Annotated in this window: 16 protein-coding genes and 1 pseudogene; 10 read left to right on the forward strand and 7 right to left on the reverse strand. The window is 42.2% G+C overall.

All coding sequences use genetic code 11. The features are described 5' to 3' along the window. Positions 1-278: 278 nt before the first annotated feature. Positions 279-752 (reverse strand): GNAT family N-acetyltransferase, encoded by a 474-nt coding sequence (locus ACESMA_RS17365; RefSeq protein ID WP_372950129.1) that lies wholly within the window; start codon positions 750-752, stop codon positions 279-281. 114 nt (positions 753-866) lie between these two features. Here ACESMA_RS17365 and ACESMA_RS17370 point away from each other — a divergent pair, with 114 nt between their 5' ends. Next, a complete protein-coding gene (locus tag ACESMA_RS17370) occupies positions 867-1595 on the forward strand; it encodes a polyprenol monophosphomannose synthase (RefSeq protein WP_372950130.1) in 729 nt (242 codons plus the stop codon). 110 nt (positions 1596-1705) lie between these two features. Beyond that, positions 1706-3049: a dihydroorotase gene (locus ACESMA_RS17375; protein ID WP_372950131.1), complete on the forward strand. Its 1344-nt coding sequence runs from the start codon at positions 1706-1708 to the stop codon at positions 3047-3049. A 76-nt stretch (positions 3050-3125) separates the two neighbouring features. On the opposite strand, the gene ACESMA_RS17380 is transcribed toward ACESMA_RS17375, so the two are convergent. Continuing rightward, positions 3126-3878, reverse strand: coding sequence for a carboxypeptidase-like regulatory domain-containing protein (locus tag ACESMA_RS17380; protein ID WP_372950132.1), 753 nt, complete (start codon positions 3876-3878; stop codon positions 3126-3128). A gap of 191 nt (positions 3879-4069) precedes the next feature. Between ACESMA_RS17380 and ACESMA_RS17385 the strand changes: the two genes are divergently transcribed. Next, positions 4070-6250: a polysaccharide lyase family 8 super-sandwich domain-containing protein gene (locus ACESMA_RS17385; protein WP_372950133.1), complete on the forward strand. Its 2181-nt coding sequence runs from the start codon at positions 4070-4072 to the stop codon at positions 6248-6250. A 48-nt stretch (positions 6251-6298) separates the two neighbouring features. Here ACESMA_RS17385 and ACESMA_RS17390 read toward each other — a convergent pair whose 3' ends face one another. The 4 genes from ACESMA_RS17390 to ACESMA_RS17405 all read right to left on the reverse strand — a co-directional run bounded on the left by ACESMA_RS17390 (position 6299) and on the right by ACESMA_RS17405 (position 12519). Then, positions 6299-9382 carry a valine--tRNA ligase gene (locus ACESMA_RS17390; protein WP_372950134.1) on the reverse strand — a complete coding sequence of 1028 codons (3084 nt, stop codon included), beginning with the start codon at positions 9380-9382 and terminating at the stop codon, positions 6299-6301. Positions 9383-9498: 116 nt separating this feature from the next. Then, positions 9499-10233 carry a hypothetical protein gene (locus tag ACESMA_RS17395; RefSeq protein ID WP_372950135.1) on the reverse strand — a complete coding sequence of 245 codons (735 nt, stop codon included), beginning with the start codon at positions 10231-10233 and terminating at the stop codon, positions 9499-9501. A gap of 222 nt (positions 10234-10455) precedes the next feature. Further along, positions 10456-11916, reverse strand: a complete 1461-nt coding sequence (locus ACESMA_RS17400) for a NupC/NupG family nucleoside CNT transporter (RefSeq protein ID WP_372950136.1) — start codon at positions 11914-11916, stop codon at positions 10456-10458. A 9-nt stretch (positions 11917-11925) separates the two neighbouring features. Next, entirely contained in the window at positions 11926-12519 is a 594-nt protein-coding gene (locus ACESMA_RS17405; protein ID WP_372950137.1) for a bifunctional nuclease family protein, read from the reverse strand. A gap of 254 nt (positions 12520-12773) precedes the next feature. On the opposite strand from ACESMA_RS17405, the gene rplU reads away from it, so the two are divergent. The 5 genes and pseudogenes from rplU to ACESMA_RS17430 all read left to right on the forward strand — a co-directional run bounded on the left by rplU (position 12774) and on the right by ACESMA_RS17430 (position 16032). After that, the gene (gene rplU / locus ACESMA_RS17410; RefSeq protein ID WP_372950138.1) at positions 12774-13085 is read left to right on the forward strand and encodes a 50S ribosomal protein L21; all 312 of its coding nucleotides are present in this window, start codon (positions 12774-12776) and stop codon (positions 13083-13085) included. A gap of 18 nt (positions 13086-13103) precedes the next feature. Continuing rightward, positions 13104-13361, forward strand: a pseudogene (gene rpmA / locus ACESMA_RS17415) (50S ribosomal protein L27); the annotation flags it as partial. A gap of 96 nt (positions 13362-13457) precedes the next feature. Further along, positions 13458-13745, forward strand: a complete 288-nt coding sequence (locus tag ACESMA_RS17420; RefSeq protein ID WP_372950151.1) for a helix-hairpin-helix domain-containing protein — start codon at positions 13458-13460, stop codon at positions 13743-13745. Between the two features lie 95 nt (positions 13746-13840). Then, positions 13841-15112, forward strand: coding sequence for a serine--tRNA ligase (gene serS / locus ACESMA_RS17425; protein ID WP_372950139.1), 1272 nt, complete (start codon positions 13841-13843; stop codon positions 15110-15112). A gap of 53 nt (positions 15113-15165) precedes the next feature. After that, positions 15166-16032 (forward strand): CHAD domain-containing protein, encoded by an 867-nt coding sequence (locus tag ACESMA_RS17430; protein ID WP_372950140.1) that lies wholly within the window; start codon positions 15166-15168, stop codon positions 16030-16032. On the opposite strand, the gene ACESMA_RS17435 is transcribed toward ACESMA_RS17430, so the two are convergent. Continuing rightward, positions 16033-16947 (reverse strand): pseudouridine synthase, encoded by a 915-nt coding sequence (locus ACESMA_RS17435; protein ID WP_372950141.1) that lies wholly within the window; start codon positions 16945-16947, stop codon positions 16033-16035. Between the two features lie 392 nt (positions 16948-17339). On the opposite strand from ACESMA_RS17435, the gene ACESMA_RS17440 reads away from it, so the two are divergent. Together ACESMA_RS17440 and ACESMA_RS17445 are read left to right on the forward strand one after the other, a co-directional pair. Next, positions 17340-18704 carry a multiheme c-type cytochrome gene (locus tag ACESMA_RS17440; protein ID WP_372950142.1) on the forward strand — a complete coding sequence of 455 codons (1365 nt, stop codon included), beginning with the start codon at positions 17340-17342 and terminating at the stop codon, positions 18702-18704. Positions 18705-18715: 11 nt separating this feature from the next. Next, on the forward strand, positions 18716-19912 hold the full coding sequence (locus tag ACESMA_RS17445) for a hypothetical protein (RefSeq protein WP_372950143.1): 1197 nt from the start codon (positions 18716-18718) through the stop codon (positions 19910-19912). The last annotated feature ends 47 nt before the right edge of the window (positions 19913-19959 follow it).

Below are 19959 nucleotides of genomic sequence, written 5' to 3' on the forward strand. Positions count from 1 at the left end.
CAGGTCATGATTTAAATTCAGTTCCCGTATATTATCCATTACTAACCCCCCCCATCTTCTCAAGGAACACCGCCTCTAAAAGCGGCTGCAAAAGTAATCAGGTTTTTGAAGTTTCCAAATACAAAAATCAAATAAATTGAATAAATTAAAAATTCCAAGGGACAAGCTTTTGAAAATCAACACAATCTTTTCCAAAAAAAAATTTCCTAACATTCCGTTAAAATACAGGAAATCTTCAGTAAATCTTTATTTGAGGTGACAAAAACCGGATTCATCGGCTATTTTAACCTCTTCTCCCAAAAAAGATTTGGAGGGTCGCATTCATCGAAACCAGCTTTCAGGTAAAGTTTTTGAGCCCTAAGGTTATCGTATCTGACTTCGAGATTAATCCTGCAGTAACCTTCCTTTAATGCATATTCTTCTATTTTATTTAAAAGAAACAAACCTGCTCCTTTTCCCCGAAAAGCAGGAGATACCACAAAATCATGAATATTGATAAGCGGCATGGCCTGCCAGCTTGAAAAATTAATATTGCAATTGGCCAGTGCAGCATATTCGCCATTCACAAAGGCAAAGAATCCGATAAATGCAGGGTGATTTTTTAAACCATTGATTATTTGTGGCCCCATTTTTTCGGGCATTGATTTTCCCAAACCTATTTCATCTTCCATATAATCATTCAACAATTTCAAAAAATTCATGCAGTGTTCAGGATTATTCAAATCGATTTTTATAAATTCCATTTGTTCCATTTATTCATAGTTTGAACTTCAACCTCCAATAATACAAAAAATAATATGGTGTTTTATGAATAAGAATTGTTATCAAAAGTGTATTTTCGTTTTTTTAAAACAAAAAAAGAAAAAGTGTCAGCAAATCTGGTAATTATTCCCACGTATAACGAAAAGGAGAACGTTGAAAAAATGATTCGTAAGGTTTTTTCACTGGAAACGCCTTTTCATATATTAATTGTAGAAGACAATTCGCCCGATGGTACAGCCGCAATTGTAAAAAAATTGCAGAATGAATTTCCGGAGAAACTTCATATTCTGGAACGAAAAGGGAAGCTGGGCCTGGGAACTGCTTACATAGCAGGATTTAAATGGGCGTTGGAACACGATTTCGAATACATTTTTGAAATGGATTGCGATTTTTCGCACAATCCCGACGATCTGGAAAGACTGTACAAAGCGGTGGCTGGTGGTGCTGATGTGGCCATCGGTTCGCGTTATATATCGGGCATAAACGTTATCAATTGGCCGCTTGGCCGGGTTCTGATGTCGTATTTTGCATCGATGTACGTACGAATTGTAACCGGAATGAAAATAATGGACACTACTGCCGGGTTCAAATGTTACCGGCGCAAAGTGCTCGAAACTATCGATTTTGAAAAAATTAAACTTATAGGTTACGGTTTTCAGATTGAAATGAAGTTTACCGCATGGAAATTCGGATTTAACATTGTGGAAGTACCCATTGTTTTTACTGACCGGAAGGAAGGTACCTCGAAAATGAGCGGTGGTATTTTTAATGAGGCACTTTGGGGGGTGATGAAAATGAAGATGAGGAGTTGGTTCAGGGAGTATAAAAAATGAGCAGTCTCAGTTTCCAGTATCAGTTTTCAGTATTAAAAAAGTAAAAGTTTGCGGAGGCAACTTAATCAGGGAGAAAAGTTCGAACCATAATATTAACGGAAAGCAAGAAGATGAAAAAGCTGATTAAAGATGCTACCATTATTAATGAAGGAGTTAAATTCAGGGGAAGTGTTTTAATTGACGGCGATAAAATTGAACGGGTGTTTCCATATTCAATTGCGAAGGATTTTGATTTGTCTGGAGTGGAAATCCATGATGCTGCCGGTCTTTATCTAATACCAGGCGTAATCGACGACCAGGTACATTTTCGCGAACCTGGACTTACACACAAAGGCGATATTTCCAGCGAAAGCCTCGCTGCTGTAGCCGGTGGAGTGACCTCTTTCATGGAAATGCCAAACACCAATCCGCAAACCGTAACCCAGGAATTACTGGAACAAAAATACCATCGGGCAGCCGAAGTTTCCCCGGCCAACTTTTCGTTTTACATGGGCGCCACCAACAATAATCTGGATGAAGTACTAAAAACTGACCCTTCGAGAGTGTGTGGCATTAAAGTTTTTATGGGTTCTTCTACCGGGAACATGCTGGTTGACGACGAAAAAACCCTTTCTGAAATTTTTAAACATGCACCAACGCTGGTCGCCACCCATTGCGAAGACGAAGCAACCATTCAGAAAAATATTGAAATTGCACGTGGAAGATACGGTGAAAATGTGCCGGTATCACGCCACTGCCACATCCGGAGCGATGAAGCTTGTTACATTTCCTCGTCAAAAGCCGTTGAACTGACCTCAAAATTCAACACCCGGCTGCACATTCTGCACCTTTCAACTGAAAAAGAGATGAGCCTGTTTTCATCGGGTAGTGTAAAAGAGAAAAAAATTACCGCCGAAGTGTGTGTGCACCACTTGTGGTTTGACGACCGGGATTACATTTCGAAAGGAAACTTTATAAAATGGAACCCGGCCATTAAAACGGCAAAAGACAAGGAAGCACTTTGGGAAGCTTTGCTTTCAGATAAAATTGATGTAATTGCCACCGACCATGCCCCGCATACCCGCGAAGAAAAAAATAACACCTATTTTAAAGCACCGTCGGGCGGACCGCTGGTGCAGCATTCTCTAGTGGCCATGCTCGAAATGAGCAACAAAGGTGTGATTACTGTTGAAAAGGTGGTTCAGAAAATGTGCCACGCGCCGGCCGATCTGTTTCGTATCGACCGCCGCGGTTACATCCGCGAAGGTTATTTTGCCGACCTCGTTCTCATCGACCCAAACCAATCATGGGAAGTTTCTCCGGATAATATATTGTATAAATGCGGATGGTCGCCATTTGAAGGACAGGAGTTTTCACATAAAGTGATTTCAACCTTTGTAAACGGCCTGGAAGTTTATAAAAACGGAGAAGTACAGGATGGAATGTTTGGGCAGAGACTTCAGTTTTTGGTTTAAATATTTATTAGCTGGTTTGGGATAGTTAAAATGGTTTGTTTTGGGGAGTTTTGATTTCCAATTGTCTGAGAAATTTCTATTTCTTCTCTTTCAGGTACATTTCGTAATAATACTTTACAGAAGCCCGAACTTCGTATTCGGTGGCCGTGTATGGAAGTACGCCTTGTGAATTAAACCAGACCATGAAGCTGTCGGCTTCGGCTTCGTTGACACCGGTTAACATCATTACCATTTCCTTGTTATAATTCTGAGAATGCATTTCCCAGTTTTTCTGAAGAGCCATAGCTTCGCGAACATCCCGTTTCTCTCGCTCGCGACGGCTAAGGTAATATTGCCAGTAAGAAATGGGGTTAAACAAAGCAGCAATTACAGGTGGTTTTTCATTATAAGCATCGCCCCGAAGTTCAGTTGGAATTTCTACCGGTTTTCCTGTGCCCAGACCCAGATCAAGGCTCGGTCTATCTCCTTTCACTTCCACCTCTCCCACAGCATAACTTACAGGAGATAAGGTAAATGTCAGCACTTCTTGTCCCATATAAATATGCGGAATATAAATCACTTTTTTTTCGTAGCCTACAGAGGTAACAATTAAGCTGTCGATGTTGAGCACATCAAGGGTGAAGTAACCATCGTTGTTGGTAATGGTACCGCCGCGGTAGCGGTTGTTTACAATATTGGCATAAGGAACACCGGAGCTGTCGGCAGCACTTACAATTCTTCCCTTTAAACGAACAAGAATGGGATCAACCAGTAAAGGATCGGTTTGCGCCAGACCGTTAAGTCCCGCAAACAATAATAAAATCAGTCCGGTAAAACAAAAAATCCTCATTCTTCTTAAATTAGGTTCAAAAATATGGAAAAGATTTTTCACTTAAGATGCATAACAAATTTTAACGGGGAATTTAACATGTTTTAAAGACCATAAAACAGGGATTTAAAGTATTCAGTTGATAAAGAATTGTTACTTTTATTGCCGAAGATTATTTCTTGAATTATCATAAATCATTCAAAAACAAACAAATGAGGACAATTATCAATTCAATTTTTGCAATATTAACCCTGTTTTTAATCCCATTTTCAGCTCACACACAGCCCAATGATTTTGAAATTATAAAAGATCGTGTAGTAGCTGAGTTAATGAAGTCTTCAGTCGATGACAGGCGTGTAGCGGAAATTACCGGAAGAATGAATGACGACGGAAGTTTCGGGGATATAAATTACGAGGATTTAAGCCGTACAGCAGGATTCCCTCATAGTCGGCATACGAGCGATTTGGCTTACCTGGCAAAAGCATACAAAAACAAATCATCAGATTTTTACCACGATAAAAATGTAAAAACAGCCATTCAAAAAGGATTAAAGTTTTGGGTAGAACATGATTTTGTTGGTGACAACTGGCACAATAATCAGATTAGTACGCCAACTAATTTAGTGAACTTAATGTTGATTATCGGAGATGAAATGCCTGAAGATCTGGTGAAAAAGGCACAACCTATGATCCAAAGGGCAACCATGGAACAGGTGCCGGGAGTATTCTACGGCGCAAGGCCTGGAGGAGACAGGATAGCTATTGCCGGAATTGTAGCAAAAAACTTTTTATTTCTTAATAACAAAGAGGCATTTGATGAAGTCATACAAATTATTGCGGGGGAAATAAAATTTACTACCGGAGAGCGTGGTATGCAGCACGATTACAGTTTCCATCACCGCCACGATAGGGTAAATAATACCACTTCCTACGGTTATGGGAAATATGCCAACGCGTTCGGCGAGTGGTCGTATTATGTGGCCGGAACCAGGTATGCTTTCTCTGTTGAAAAAATAAATCAATTGGTTGACTATTACCTGGATGGAATTTATAAACAGCAGGTGTATGGAATTTATGAAGATATCAGTGTAAAAAACAGAAGCATTTCGAACAAAGCAACATTCAGACCACAGGGAACGCTGGAGATTGAGCGACTTTTGGTAAGCACGGATTACCGAAAAGATGAACTGGAGGAAATAATCCGCCTGAGAAAAGGGGAAGCCAAACCGTCGCAATCATTCGCAAAATTCTTTTGGCAAACCGAGCATTTTGTGTTTCAACGACCTAATTTTTATACCACGGTACGCATGTTTTCAACCCGTAACCGGAATATGGAAGAACCTTACAACGGACCGGGAAAAACAACCCACCACCGTGCCGACGGAACCAATTACCTAATGTTGAAAGGAGACGAATACCATAACATCTGGCCGGTTTACGACTGGCAAAAAATTTCGGGAACTACCATTCTGCAAAAACCGGAACTTTACGGGCCGGATGAAATTCAGAAAGATGGATTGACAGATTTCGTAGGCGCAGTAACCGATGGATTGTATGGTGCGGTGGTTTTCGATTTTAAAAGCCCGCACGATAAAACCGAAGCCAAAAAATCGTGGTTCTTTTTCGATAATGAATATGTGTGTCTCGGCACGGGAATCAGTTCCACAAGCAATTTTCCGGTGGTAACTACTGTAAACCAGGTTTTGATGAGAAATAATGTAACTGTTTTGCAGAACGACGAAATTAAAAAGCTATCCAACGGCAGTCGCGATCTGGACAATGTGAAATGGGTTTACCACGATAAAATCGGGTATATTTTACCTGAGCCAGCAACTGTTCACGTGTCGAATCAGCCCAAAAAAGGCCGCTGGTCGGATATTACCGATCAGAAAAATATTTCGGAAGAGCTGGTAACCGAAGATGTTTTTATGATGTATTTCAATCACGGAAACCGGCCGGGCAATGCATCCTATCAATACATTGTAGTACCTGACGTTAGCGAGCAGGAACTTACAGAAACAGACGGAAAAAACAGAGACATCGAAATTCTTTCCAATACTTCTGAAATTCAAGCCGTAAAACACAACCAGCTTGGAATTTGCCAGATAGCATTTTACAAATCAGGAGAAATTGGAATTTCTGAAGGCTTAAATGTACGAATGGACAGCCAGGGAATGGTAATGCTGAAAACGGAGGGAAACCAGGTTAAAGAGCTAACCGTTTCAGACCCTTCCCGAAAACTAAGCCAGATGCAGGTAACAATTACGGGTGTTTTTGAAAAAAGCGGAGTTGATTTTAGTGCTTTTCCTGATAAAACCCAAAACAAAACACTTTTAGTTGTTGATCTTCCGCAAGGAGTATATGCCGGCAAAAGTTTAAATATCAGCTTGTAATATATATTCATCGGATGACTTCCAATTCATCCGATGAAAAATTTCAGATTATTTCAGCGAAGCAATCTGTTCTTCCAGTACCTTTATTTTGGCTTCCGCGTCGGCCTGCTTGGCTTTTTCATTGGCCACCACCGCTTCGGGAGCGTTGTTCACAAAGCGTTCGTTGCTGAGTTTTTTCACCACTGAATTCAGGAAACCTTTAGTGTATTTCAGTTCCTCTTCCAGCTTTTTCAATTCTTCTTCCACATCAATGAGACCTTCCATGGGAACATAAAAGTTGGTGGATTTTACCCTAAACGATGCAGCGCCTTTCACTTCTTCCGAAACCATTTCGAGCGCCGAAAGATTGGCCATTTTTTGCAGAACCGGGGCAAAGCCAGCTTCATAACCTTTGTCTCCTTTCTGAATTTTCAGTTCCAGCGTATCTCTATTTGGAATGTTTTTTTCTTTGCGGATATTGCGGATACCGGAAATGGCTTCCTTCACATTTTCAAAAGCAGCCAGCAGTTCGGCATCGTATTTTTCAACTGCCGGAAGCTGGCTCACCATAATGCTTTCGTTGTCTTTCCGCGCCTTCAGCAGTTGCCAGATTTCTTCGGTAATAAAAGGCATAAACGGGTGCATCAGCCGCAGCAACTGGTCGAACAATTCCACCACTTCGCCGTAGGTTTTCGCATCGATGGGTTGTTGGTAAGGCGGTTTTACAATTTCCAGCAGCCAACCTGAAAATTCATCGCGGACGGTGGTGTAAATGGTCATCAGCGCTTCTGAAATGCGAAACTGATTGAACTGTCCGTCGAGCGTTTCTACCACCTGATTTAATTTATTTTGGAACCAGTCGATGGCCAGTTTCGAATGTTCCGGCTGTTCAATCTCTGTTGAAACTTCCCAGTTTTTCACCAGGCGGAAAGCATTCCATATTTTGGTAGCAAACCCTGCCCCCTGTTGCGGCAGGTTTTCGTCGAACAGCAAATCACCGCCTGCAGGCGAGCAAAGCAGCATGCCCACACGCACACCGTCGGCGCCGTATTTGGCAATCAAATCGAGCGGGTCGGGCGAGTTGCCCAGCGATTTCGACATTTTGCGGCGTTGCGCATCGCGCACCATCCCGGTAAAATAAACATTTTTATAAGGGTACAAATCTTTGTATTCATAACCGGCAATAATCATGCGGGCCACCCAGAAGAAAATAATATCGGGTGCGGTTACCAAATCAGAAGTTGGATAGTAGTATTTTATGTCAGTATTTTCCGGTTTGCGGATTCCGTCAAATACTGAGATGGGCCACAACCAGCTCGAAAACCATGTATCCAGCACATCCTCGTCCTGATGCAGAGAAAAGCCTCCCCCATCCCCTCCAAGGGAGGGGTGTTTGGCAACTGCCAGTTTCCGCGCCTCCTCTTCGGTTTCAGCAACTACAAAACCCAATTCTCCTCCGCCAGCTGGCGGAGAGTCAGAGGGGGCCTCTTTTATATACCAAACAGGAATTTGGTGCCCCCACCACAATTGCCGGCTAATGCACCAGTCTTTGATGTTGCCCATCCAGTGGCGGTAAATATTTTTGAATTTGGCAGGATGAAATTTGATGGTGTCGTTCAGTACATTTTCAAGCGCCGGTTTCACCAGTTCTTCCATTTTAAGAAACCACTGGGCAGAAAGTTTGGGTTCGATGGCTACATCAGTACGTTCGGAGTAACCTACCTTATTGGTATAATCTTCTATTTTGGCCAAATTCCCAGCCTTTTCCAGTTCGGGAACAATTTTTTCGCGAACATCGAAACGATCTTCACCTATAAAAATTTCGGCTGCATTGCTCAGTGTTCCGTCGTCGTTAAAAATATCGATAACAGGCAGGTTGTGACGCAACCCGATTTCATAGTCATTAATATCATGTGCCGGTGTAATTTTCAGGCAGCCGGTACCGAATTCCATATCCACATAATCGTCTTCAATAATGGGAATGGAACGGTTGATAAGCGGAACCAGCACCCGTTTTCCTATCAGATGTGAAAACCTTTTGTCCGCAGGATTTACACAAACTGCCGTATCACCCAAAATGGTTTCGGGCCGGGTGGTGGCAATAATAATAGCCCCCTCCAGCTCCCCCGGAGGGGGAGAGATAAGAGCTTTCCGGATGGTCATCAATACTGAATCAATGTTTGCCAGTACTTCATCGTTTGTAAACCGGATAATTTTGTAGCCTAGTTGATTTAAAATTTCAGTTTTGAGTGTATCCAATTTTTGAATTTCAGGATTAGTATGATATCCGCCATCTACTTCAATGACCAGTTTTTTTTGAAGACAAACAAAATCAACAATAATATCATTAATAATATGTTGCCTTCTGAATTTTTCACCCAACTTTTTTTCACGCAACATTTCCCATAAAACACTTTCTGCTTCAGTTGAAAAGCGACGTAAATTTTTTGCATTTCTTTTTAATAATTCATATTCTGATTTTCGTGCAGTTTTGTACAGGGAATCCTCTTTCCCCCCTCCGGGGGGATTAAGGGGGGCTTCTATCTTATATTTCAGGTAGTAGAGTTTCGATTGTACTTCCTTATAAATCACCTCCTCGTCGGAAAGTGCGGTTTTGGCAGCAGGGTCCCAGTTTACCATACGAACGCCGCGGTAGATAAGGCCTTTGTTGTACAAATCAATAAAAACTTTAATAACCGATTCGCTCCGGGCTTCGTCCATGGTAAAAGCGGTACGTTCCCAGTCGCACGAAGCACCCAGTTTTTTTAACTGTTCGAGAATAATTCCGCCGTGTTTGCGGGTCCAGTCCCAGGCATGTTCCAGAAATTCTTCGCGTGAAAGGTCGTATTTATCAATGCCTTCGGCTTTGAGTTTGTTTACCACTTTGGCTTCGGTAGCAATAGATGCGTGGTCGGTTCCGGGCACCCAACAGGCGTTTTTGCCGGTCATGCGCGCCCGGCGCACCAGAATATCCTGAATGGTATTGTTGAGCATGTGCCCCATGTGCAGCACGCCGGTTACATTTGGTGGCGGAATAACGATGGTGTAAGATTCCCGTTCGTCGGGTTCAGAATGAAAAAAATTGTTTTCCATCCAGAACTTGTACCATTTTTCTTCCACTTCTGACGGAGTATATTTGCTCGCAATTTCCATGTTTTTTTGTTTCAGATTTCTACCAAAAAATTGAGGTGCAAATGTACGAGGAAAAGTTTAAAAGAAAAAGGGCGTTCCTTTACAGAAACGCCCCAGTTAATAAAAGAAATAAATTGTTATTCGCCCCAAACAATTTCTGTTGACGCTTTAGAAATAAACTGAACATTGTAATCTCTGTCTGTGCTGGTACTTCCTGACTCATATAGAATTGCCATCACTTCAATGCGATAATTTTCACCATCTTGTGCTTTGTTGCTTGTATTTGCCCATCCGGTGTCGGCTACTCCAAAAGAATAATCAGTATCATCGTCATCGAGCCTTGCACTCATATAAATCAAATCGTCTGAATCATCATAAAGACGGATATAATATCCATCAGTATTTTCCACTTCCTGCCAGTAAATTTCCAGTTTTAAATTATTAAATTTAGTTGAATCAATAACCACTGCATCCAGTTCTTCATCTTCCAGTTCGTCTTTAATGGTAATGGCAACTTCATCTGCCTGTGTACTCTTTACTGTAAAGGTGTAATCGCCTAATTCCGGCATAGAATCGGTATAATCTTCTTCTTCAGGGAAAAGGCTGAATATGCGGTTACCGCTCGGATCTTCCTCCAAAGCCCATGTTTCTTCGTCCGGGCCTTCAACCATTACCGAATCCAATGCTTTATTACCCAAAACCCAGAATGCCAGTCCATACTTTTCCGCGCCATCTTGCACAATTTTTTGCATAAAAACATCGGGAACAGCATCCAATGCAACCGGTTCCGGATCTTCAAGGCACGAGGTTAAAACAACACTTCCCAATACAAAAGCTGCTAAACTTTTCCAAATCAATTTTTTTGTCTTCATGTTTTCTTTCATTTTTATTTAAACAGGTTAATAAAAAATTTCTGACTTTCTGTAAACGGAAAATCAGAATTTCTATTTTAAAATTTTAATTATTGGTTTGATTCAATACCGAATAAAAGGGTTGCGTAAAACAGAAAATTTTTTTGATTTTTTTTTTGCTGAAAAACTTTTTTGAGAAAAAATCCGGATAAAAGGAATAACCTCAATTCAGGAAATTATTATTCAGCCCATAATCATACCGATTATTGTTGCACTCATCAGCGAGGCCAGTGTGCCGGCAATTAAAGCTGGTACGCCGTATTTTGAAAGTAACACCCGCCTTCCAGGCGCCAGTGCACCAATGCCACCAATCTGTATACCAATGGAAGAAAAATTGGCAAATCCACATAATATATAAGTAGCCATAATTATCGATTTGGGATCTGAGAAAATACCGGAACTTTTCAATTCGGCCAAACTTATGTAGCCAATAAATTCGGTAAGTATGAGTTTTTCGCCCAATAACCGTCCTACAATTACCACATCCTCAGCACCAACACCAATAAGCCACATAAGCGGTGCAAACGTGTACCCCAGAATAAATTGCAGGGAAAGCCCGTCGTATCTACCGTTGGTACCCTCCACAATAAGATCATTCAGCGTAGTCCACTGCCCTATTTTACCAATAATAAAATTGAACATGGCAATAAATGCAATAAATGCAAGCAACATGGCTGCTACATTAACGGCCAGTTTTACGCCCTCGGTGGTTCCGTTGGTAATGGCATCGAGTACGTTGCTGCCAATTTTATCTTTACTTACCTCAATTTGTTTGTTGATGGCTTCGGTTGGGGGCACCAGCATTTTTGAGAAAATGATAGCTGCCGGAGCTGCCATTACCGATGCAGCTAAAAGGTGTTTGGCAAATTCAAGACGCATTTGCGGATCATTGCCGCCAAGCAATGCAATATATGCAGCAAGTACACCTCCGGCCATGGTTGCCATTCCGCCCGACATAACCAGCAAAATCTCCGATTTGCTCATTTTTTCAAGATAAGCTTTTATCATCAGTGGCGATTCGGTTTGTCCGAGAAAAATATTTCCGGCAACCGAAAGTGCTTCCGCTCCAGAAATTTTTAATGCTTTGGTGAACAACCAGGCAAGTCCGTAAACCACCTTCTGAATAATTCCCCAGTAAAACAGCAGGCTGGTTAATGCTGAAAAGAAAATAATGGTGGGTAAAACCTGAAAAAGAAAAATGAACCCGTAGGTTTCGGCATTCATTAAATCGCCAAGAAGAAATTCGCTACCAGCTTTGGTAAAATCGAGAATTTTGACAAAAATCTGCCCGAAAAATTCAAAGCCATTTCTTATAAAAGGAACATAAAGCACACCAATGGCCAGCAAAACCTGTATGAATAAACCCGTGGCAACCGTTCGCCAGGGAATATTTTTACGATCGGAGCTAAAAACAAAACCCAAAACCAAAAGAACCGACATACCAAGCATACCGCGCAGTAATGTAGTCAGTGAAAAATTATTTTCCCGCTCTTTGTCCAACAAAATAGTTGATGTAGAGGGAGAATTATCTTCTACTAATGCAGGCCTGTCGTCGGTCATTTCAGGTTCAGGCTGTTGTGCCACTGCCGGTTGAAAAAAGAAAATGCCGGCGCAAACGACCAGCAAGGCAAGAATTCTATTCATCTTTTCAGGTTAATTTTTCTTACGGTTACTAATTTCATCCCGCAATACCGAAGCTTTTTCATAATCTTCGTTTTGAACTGCCTCGTTAAGCAATTCTTCCAACTCCTGCAATGTATAACGCGCAAACGGAGTTGATTCCGAAGAACCCGCTTTTTTGCCGGCTCTGCCCGTTTCAGGTTGTTTGGCCTCGTCGCCTTCAAGTACAATACCTGCTTTATTCAGAATATCTTCGGTAGTGTAAATCGGGCATCTAAAACGAAGTGCCAGTGCTACTGCATCAGACGTGCGGGAGTCAATTTTAACCTCACGCCCATCCATTTCACAAAGCAACTCAGAATAAAAAATTCCTTCTTCCAGCTTATGAATAATTACTTCGAGCAGTACAATATTAAATGCCAGCGCAATGTTTTTAATTAAATCGTGAGTTAAAGGGCGCGGAGGTTTCAAACCTTCCAGTTGAATGGCTATAGCCTGCGCTTCAACCGGCCCAATTATAATAGGTATTCTTCTATCACCATTCTCCTCCGACAAAACCAACGCATAAGCTCCTGATTGTGTTTGACTTACTGACAATCCCAGAATATTCAATCGTATTTTTTGCATTCCTCCCAAGTCCGGTTTTTATTGTGAAAACAAATATAACAATCATTTTGGGAATAGATCAGAAATGAAGATTAGTTTTCTCAATGCGAAACAGCAACAGGATTCAGAAGGTTTGTGAAAAATTTTCACTCAACATTTGCCAATGTATTAAAAATAACTACTTTTGCAGTCCAAAATTTTTGAACCGTTTAGGCTCAACAAGAGGAAACAAGAGAGTTTCCCGCCTGCCGGTGTAACATTAAAAAGTTGAAATTATGTACGCGATTGTAGAGATTGCAGGGCAGCAGTTCAAAGTTGAAAAAGAAAAAAAACTGTATGTCCATCAACTGGAAGCCAATGAAGGCGACTCGGTTGATTTTGACAAGGTTTTGCTTGTTGACAACGACGGCAAAGTGGCCGTAGGTACCCCCACCGTTAATGGTGCGAAAGTAACAGCCAAAGTGCTGGAACATTTAAAAGGCGATAAAGTGCTGGTGTTTAAAAAGAAACGGAGAAAAGGCTACAAAAAACTAAACGGCCACCGTCAGCAATTAACGCAAATTCAAATTGAAAACATTGTTGGATAACTAAAAAAATAAATTACCATGGCTCATAAGAAAGGTGTAGGTAGTTCGAAAAACGGACGCGAATCGGAAAGCAAACGACTTGGAGTAAAAATTTACGGAGGTCAGTATGCAAAAGCTGGTAATATTTTAGTTCGCCAGCGTGGAACGCAACATTACCCAGGTGAAAATGTGGGAATAGGAAAAGATCATACCCTGTTTGCACTTACCAGCGGAACGGTAATGTTTCAGAAGAAAAGGAAAAACCGTTCATACGTATCAGTAGAACCAGTGGTTGATGTTGATGTTGATGTTGATGTGGCAGTTGCCGAAGCACCGGCTCCTGTTGTTGAAGAAAAACCGAAAGCCAAAGCTGAACCTGCAAAGGCAGAGAAAGTGGCCGCTAAAATTGAAAAAGAAGTTGTTGAAGCCGATGACCTGAAAAAAATTGAAGGTATCGGACCCAAAATTGCCGAAATTTTCAACGAAGCAGGAATCAACACATACGCTGAACTGGCTGCAGCATCAGAAGAAAAACTGAAAGAAATTCTGGCCGATGCCGGAAGCCGTTATGCTTCAAAAAATCCTTCCACCTGGCCGCAGCAGGCCAAGCTGGCTGCCGACGGAAACTGGGATGAACTGAAAGACCTTCAGGACAAACTGAAAGGCGGAATAGAAAAATAAGCTACTTAAATAAAAGTATTTAGGAAAATCTCCTGTTGTTGTCAGCAGGAGATTTTTTATTTTATATTAGCTTTGCACCTTCAAATCGAAAAAATATGCTCAACCTGAAATTTATACAGGATTACCCGGAGGTGGTAATTGAAAAACTCAAGAAGAAAAATTTTGACGCTACGGAAATCGTCAATAGCATTGTTGACTTGTACCGGCGGAAAAATGAAGCGCAGCAAAAAGCGGAACAGGCCAAAGCCGAAATGAATAAAATTTCGAGAGAAATTGGGAACTTGTTTCGCGAAGGAAAAAAGGAGGAAGCCGACGCTGCCAAAGCCCGCACTTCAGAATTGAAAGACACCATTAAACAACTGGACGGGCAGTTTGCCGAAATTGAGAAGAAAGTGGCCGAACTGCAGATTCTGCTTCCCAATTTACCGCACGAGTCGGTGCCGCCGGGCAAAGGAGCAGAGGACAACGAAGTAGTGAAATCGGGAGGTGAACTTCCGCAACTTGCCGAAAACGCTTTGCCCCACTGGGAGCTGGCACAAAAATACAACCTGATAGATTTTGAACTGGGCGTAAAAATCACCGGCGCCGGATTTCCGGTTTACCGTGGAAAAGGTTCGCAACTGCAGCGGGCGCTCATTAATTTCTTTCTGGATGAAAACCGCAGGGCCGGATACGAAGAGATTCAGCCGCCGCTGGTGGTAAACGAAAATTCAGGATTTGGTACCGGCCAGTTGCCCGACAAGGAAGGACAAATGTACCATGTTACAGGTGACAATTTGTACCTGATTCCCACTGCCGAAGTACCGGTCACCAACATTTACCGAGATGTAATTCTCGATGCCAGAGACCTTCCAGTAAAAAATACGGCCTACAGCGCCTGTTTCCGTCGCGAAGCCGGTTCCTACGGCAAGGATGTGCGCGGCCTGAATCGCCTGCATCAGTTCGATAAGGTGGAAATTGTGCAGATTGCCCACCCCGAAAAGTCGTACGAGATTCTGGAAGAAATGGTGAAACATGTGGAGAGCCTGGTGAAAAAGCTGGAACTGCCCTACCGTATTTTGCGTTTGTGCGGTGGCGACATGAGTTTTACTTCGGCGCTTACTTACGATTTTGAAGTGTGGTCGGCGGCCCAGCAGATGTGGCTGGAGGTGAGCTCAGTTTCCAACTTCGATGCATTTCAGGCCAACCGGTTAAAATTGCGTTACCGCGACGAAAATTCCAAAAAACCACAGATTGCGCACACTTTGAACGGCAGTGCCCTGGCGTTGCCCCGCATTGTGGCCGCTTTGCTCGAAAACAACCAAACTTCGGAAGGAATAAAAATTCCGGCAGCACTTATACCCTACACCGGATTTGAGATGATTTAAATTCGGGGTTTCACGAATTATCCCTATTTTTGCCCAAACCGTTGATAATAAATATGGTTCAGAACATAGGGAACAGGATAATCCAGGCAATTTCTCACCAGGCTGAAAAGGCCAGTTATTTTTGCGCTGCTGAAAACATTTCTTCAAACCAAAAGGTACACGAACTGCGCCGCGGGTTTAAACGCCTGCGTGCATTGCTGCGGTTTTTTAAAGAGATTCCAGACAGTCCGGCTGGCCAGCTTAATCAAGATATCCGGAATTTTGGAAAATTGCTGGCTCCGCTGCGGGAATCAGCAGTGAATTTGGATTTATTTGATAAAAATATTTCCTCCAACAACCATTTGCCGGAGAAGAAAATAAGAATAGCCCGCGAACTGTTGGTTCAAAAAAATAAATTGCTGGTTGAGCGTGGATTTTTGGAAAACAACCTGCACAATACCATCCGCACATTTTTCGATGGTTTTGATGAAATCCTCACAAAAAACAATAGTGAATTTCCTGTTCGCATTCAGTTTTTCAGTGAAGTGAGCCAATCGTATCTGAAAAGTATTTCAATTTATCAGCAATTACCTGCCAATCCGCATCCCGAGGAATGGCACGAACTGCGAAAAAAGCTGAAACGGTTATGGTACCAGCTCGATTTCATTAAGTTTTTACACCCGCGCTATTTTAAACTGAAAACCGACCAGTTGAATAAAATTACCGACCAGTTGGGCGACGACCACGATTTGCATGTTTTTTCCGAAAATTTGATAGCTGAAAGTTACGGATTAGACCAGGAAGAATTGCGTATTCTTACCAACCAAACAGAACACTTACGTGAGCTAAATCAGTTGAAACTTCAACCCCGTTTAAAGCAGTTTTTTACCGCCCCGCCCGAAGAATTTAATCAAAAACTGGAACGTTTTTTCAAATTTTAACTATTTCATTTTTAGAAATTGTATTTCTTTGTGCGCGAGGAAACGCCATTTGCCGCGTGAAAGATTCTTTTTGGTGAGTCCGGCGAAATATACGCGGTCGAGTCTTTTTACCTTGTAACCAAGGTGCTCAAAAATGCGTCGCACAATGCGGTTGCGGCCCGAGTGAATTTCAATGCCAATTTCCGTTTTAACATTTCCATCGATATAACTAATGGCATCTGCTGCAATGCGGCCATCTTCCAGTTCAATGCCTTCGGCTACCTGCAACATATCGTTTTTGGTAAGCGGTTTGTCGAGCGACACCTGGTAAATTTTTTTGATGTTGTGACTGGGATGTGTCAGCCGGTCGGAAAGTTCGCCGTCGTTGGTAAACAGTAGCACGCCGGTGGTAGATTTATCGAGACGGCCAACCGGGTAAATCCTTTCGTCGCAGGCGTCTTTCACCAAATCCATCACGGTGCGATCGGCATGAGGGTCGTCTGTAGTGGTAACAAAATCTTTGGGTTTGTTCAGCAACAGGTAAATTTTCCTTTCGGCATTAAGTTTTCTGCCGTCAAAACGTACATCATCGTTCATTTTTACCTTCACGCCAAGTTCTGTAACAATGTTTCCGTTAACGGTAACCAAGCCTGCAGAAATGTATTTGTCGGCTTCGCGCCGGGAACAAACACCGGCATTTGCAATAAAACGGTTCAGACGCATTTCGCCGGTTGTAGCGGTTTTTTTCGGTCTTTTTCCCGGAAGGTTTACCTCTTTTTTAAGCGATGGTTCAGCTTTCTTTTTAAGTTGAATAACTTTTTTCCCTTCTGCCGGGCGACGTCCTCCTTTTTGCGGGCTTTCCTGTTTAGCTCCAGTTTTTACAGACGGTTTTCTGCCTGTTTTACCTGTTTGGCCTTTGCTGAAATTTCTGTTCATAATGGTTTCCCAATTTTTATACAAAGGTCGGAAAAAAATGGCAATTAATTCTTCATATACACAATTTCAGCAATTTCATCTAAAATTTTATTTCTGTTTAACCTTCAAATCTGGCGCATTCAAATTTCTGTAGGATTTTATCGGTTAAGACAGAATTCCTTTTCCTGCTTCCCCAAAAATTATTTAGACTGACAATAAATTAAACACCCGCTTAAAATCCTGAGCTATTCCGCTTGTATCTGAATTCTTGAGCATTAACATTAAATTAAGACTTAAAAGACTGAATTATAACATCTTCACACAATGGAATAATTTGAAGATAGCGTACATTTTATTCAATTAAAAGAATGAAAAACACTAATTTTAAGGGGAAAATTTAAAGCCCATAAATCATGAAAAAAGCAGTATCAATTTCAATTCTCAGTACGATAATTTTGCTGGTACTTTTTATATTCAGCTTTAAGCTCCCCGGTGCAGATGAAGGAGATAAAAAAGGTGCGTTCAAATATAAAGACTTTCAAACTCCGGAGTATTGCCAGAGTTGCCACAACGATTTCTACCAGCAGTGGAGTCAGTCTATGATGTCGCAGGCATATACACACCACTGGGATGAGATTGAATATTTCAAACTGGCAGTGGCCCACGCCGAAGCCAAACCTGAATTTAAAGAAGTGGTTGATGGGTGCAACGGCTGTCATACTCCCATGGCTTATCTGGCGGGAGATGTAACTCCTCCGCGGCCCGAAGAAGGATCGCGTGCCAATGAATCGGTTTCCTGCGAAGTTTGCCACCTGATTAAAGGCATTGAAGGTGATACAGCTTATAATTTTAACTGGGTAATTGAACCCGGACAAACAAAATACAGCTCCCGGAAAGGTGAAATAGAATCGCCTGATCACACTATAATTGCTACTGATTTACACAGCGATACAAAAATTTGCGGAAGCTGTCACAACGAAAAAAGCCCGTTTGGTGTGTGGGTAAAATCAACCCAGCTCGAGTGGGAAGAAGGGCCGTATGCCGATGCTGACGTTCTGTGCCAGGAATGCCACATGCCCGATACAGAAATGAAAACGGCCAAAATGGGAACCACTTATCCTGATGCACGAACCCACCTTTTTAATGGAGGGCACGATCCGGGCAAAGTGAATGGAACCATTGAACTGCGCATTCAACCCGACATTCGCGAAACCGAACCAGGCGAGGTAGTTGTTTTTACGGTAACGGCATTCAATCAGAAAACCGGTCATAAATTTCCAACCGGTTCGGTAGAAGACCGCATTGTGTGGTTGCATGTGGAAGCAGAAGACGAAGCCGGGAATATTTATCACATTCCGGTTGATAAAAAAGGTTTCGAAGGAGAAGAATATACCATCGCCAGCGATGCACTTGCCTACCAGGACATGGGAGTTCCGCTGGGAATTGAAAATTTTGAAGGAGTCCGCAGAGAAGATGTGCCTATTGGCGACCGGATTTTCAGAATGCCTTATTTCGATCCGGAAGGCCGGATGACTATTATGCAATGGAATACCGCCTCGCTTGGCGTAGATTACCGGATTGGACCCCGCGAAACAAAACTCGAAACTTATACTTTTGAATTACCCTTTGAAGTTGAACCCGGCCAGCTAAAAGTGAAAGCTGAAATGTATTACCGGCTTTTGGTAAAACCGGTAGGCGAATACCTCGAAGTTCCGGAGGAAGAATACCGGGCACAACTGGTTAACAGCCATTCTACTGAAATTACTGTATATCCATAAAAACAGACATTATGAAACAGATTTTACGATTACTGACATTGTTTGCCATCTTTATTTTTTTAGCAGAACAATTGCAGGCAATTCCTGCTTTTGCGCGAAAATACCGGATGAGTTGCACAACCTGCCACGCCCCGGCAGCTCCTGCTTTAAAACCTTATGGCGATGAATTTGCAGGAAACGGATTCCGCCTGGTTGAAGAACAGTCACCCAGGTATTATACCGAAACAGGCGACACAAAATTATCGCTGGTGCGTGAACTTCCAATTGCTGTGCGCCTTGAAGGTTTTGTGAGTTACAATTTAGCAGGAAATGAAAAAACCGATTTTGCCTCTCCTTATCTGATGAAATTTATGTCGGGCGGAGAAATTTCGGATCGACTTTCCTACTACTTCTATTTTTATTTTAGCGAACGCGGCGAAGTGGCTGGTGTAGAAGACGCTTTTTTAATGTATAACGACCTTTTCGGAATTGATTTCGATGTTTCACTGGGTCAATTCCAGGTATCTGACCCGCTCTTTAAACGGGAACTGCGGCTTTCGCTCGAGGATTATGTGCTTTACACATCGCAAATCGGAACATCGGGTATTGGTATGACATACGATAAAGGGATGATGCTAACGCTTGGACTGGATTCCGGAACCGGAATTACAATGGAAATAATTAACGGCAATGGTATTGGCGAAGCCCGCAACCGGGTTTTCGACAAAGACAAGTATAAAAATGTGCTGGGAAAATTATCGCAGGACATTGGTGACAAGTTAACCGTTGGAGCTTTTGTTTACACCGGAAAGGAGGCACTTGAGCATACAGTAGTGAGCGACATCACCAACAAAGTTTTTATGTGGGGACCCGATATTTCATTCACCCCCACCGAAAAATGGACATTGAATGCACAGTACCTGCAACGGAACGATTCGGAAGTTTTTTACAACATGAGCAGCACCACAACTATGGCTGATATAAATACTGACGGCGCCATGGCAGAACTCATTTTCAGTCCGAAAGGCGACCTAAGCGACTGGTACCTGCTGGGATTGTACAACTGGGTGGAATCTGATTTCAACATGGCTGACTATCATTCTGCTACATTTCATGCAGGTTATCTTTTACGCCGGAATGTTCGGCTGGCGGCTGAATATACGTACGATTTCACTCACAGTACTAACCCAATAAATAAATTCAGTTTTGGATTTATTTCAGCATTCTAACGAATTATTTCAATCAGAATAAAATAATGTAAAGACAGTCAGAACAA

It is taken from the genome of Mariniphaga sp. (assembly GCF_041687215.1).
Classification (GTDB): domain Bacteria; phylum Bacteroidota; class Bacteroidia; order Bacteroidales; family Prolixibacteraceae; genus Mariniphaga.

What these genes read in the sequence shown, in the direction of transcription:
- ACESMA_RS17385 (WP_372950133.1), top strand. Translation starts at nt 4,070, where the DNA reads ATGAGGACAATTATCAATTCAATTTTTGCAATATTAACCCTGTTTTTA.
- ACESMA_RS17445 (WP_372950143.1), top strand. Translation starts at nt 18,716, where the DNA reads ATGAAACAGATTTTACGATTACTGACATTGTTTGCCATCTTTATTTTT.
- ACESMA_RS17405 (WP_372950137.1), bottom strand. Translation starts at nt 12,519, where the DNA reads ATGCAAAAAATACGATTGAATATTCTGGGATTGTCAGTAAGTCAAACA.
- ACESMA_RS17390 (WP_372950134.1), bottom strand. Translation starts at nt 9,382, where the DNA reads ATGGAAATTGCGAGCAAATATACTCCGTCAGAAGTGGAAGAAAAATGG.
- ACESMA_RS17375 (WP_372950131.1), top strand. Translation starts at nt 1,706, where the DNA reads ATGAAAAAGCTGATTAAAGATGCTACCATTATTAATGAAGGAGTTAAA.
- rplU (WP_372950138.1), top strand. Translation starts at nt 12,774, where the DNA reads ATGTACGCGATTGTAGAGATTGCAGGGCAGCAGTTCAAAGTTGAAAAA.
- ACESMA_RS17435 (WP_372950141.1), bottom strand. Translation starts at nt 16,947, where the DNA reads ATGAACAGAAATTTCAGCAAAGGCCAAACAGGTAAAACAGGCAGAAAA.
- ACESMA_RS17440 (WP_372950142.1), top strand. Translation starts at nt 17,340, where the DNA reads ATGAAAAAAGCAGTATCAATTTCAATTCTCAGTACGATAATTTTGCTG.
- ACESMA_RS17365 (WP_372950129.1), bottom strand. Translation starts at nt 752, where the DNA reads ATGGAACAAATGGAATTTATAAAAATCGATTTGAATAATCCTGAACAC.
- ACESMA_RS17395 (WP_372950135.1), bottom strand. Translation starts at nt 10,233, where the DNA reads ATGAAGACAAAAAAATTGATTTGGAAAAGTTTAGCAGCTTTTGTATTG.
- ACESMA_RS17400 (WP_372950136.1), bottom strand. Translation starts at nt 11,916, where the DNA reads ATGAATAGAATTCTTGCCTTGCTGGTCGTTTGCGCCGGCATTTTCTTT.
- serS (WP_372950139.1), top strand. Translation starts at nt 13,841, where the DNA reads ATGCTCAACCTGAAATTTATACAGGATTACCCGGAGGTGGTAATTGAA.
- ACESMA_RS17380 (WP_372950132.1), bottom strand. Translation starts at nt 3,878, where the DNA reads ATGAGGATTTTTTGTTTTACCGGACTGATTTTATTATTGTTTGCGGGA.
- ACESMA_RS17430 (WP_372950140.1), top strand. Translation starts at nt 15,166, where the DNA reads ATGGTTCAGAACATAGGGAACAGGATAATCCAGGCAATTTCTCACCAG.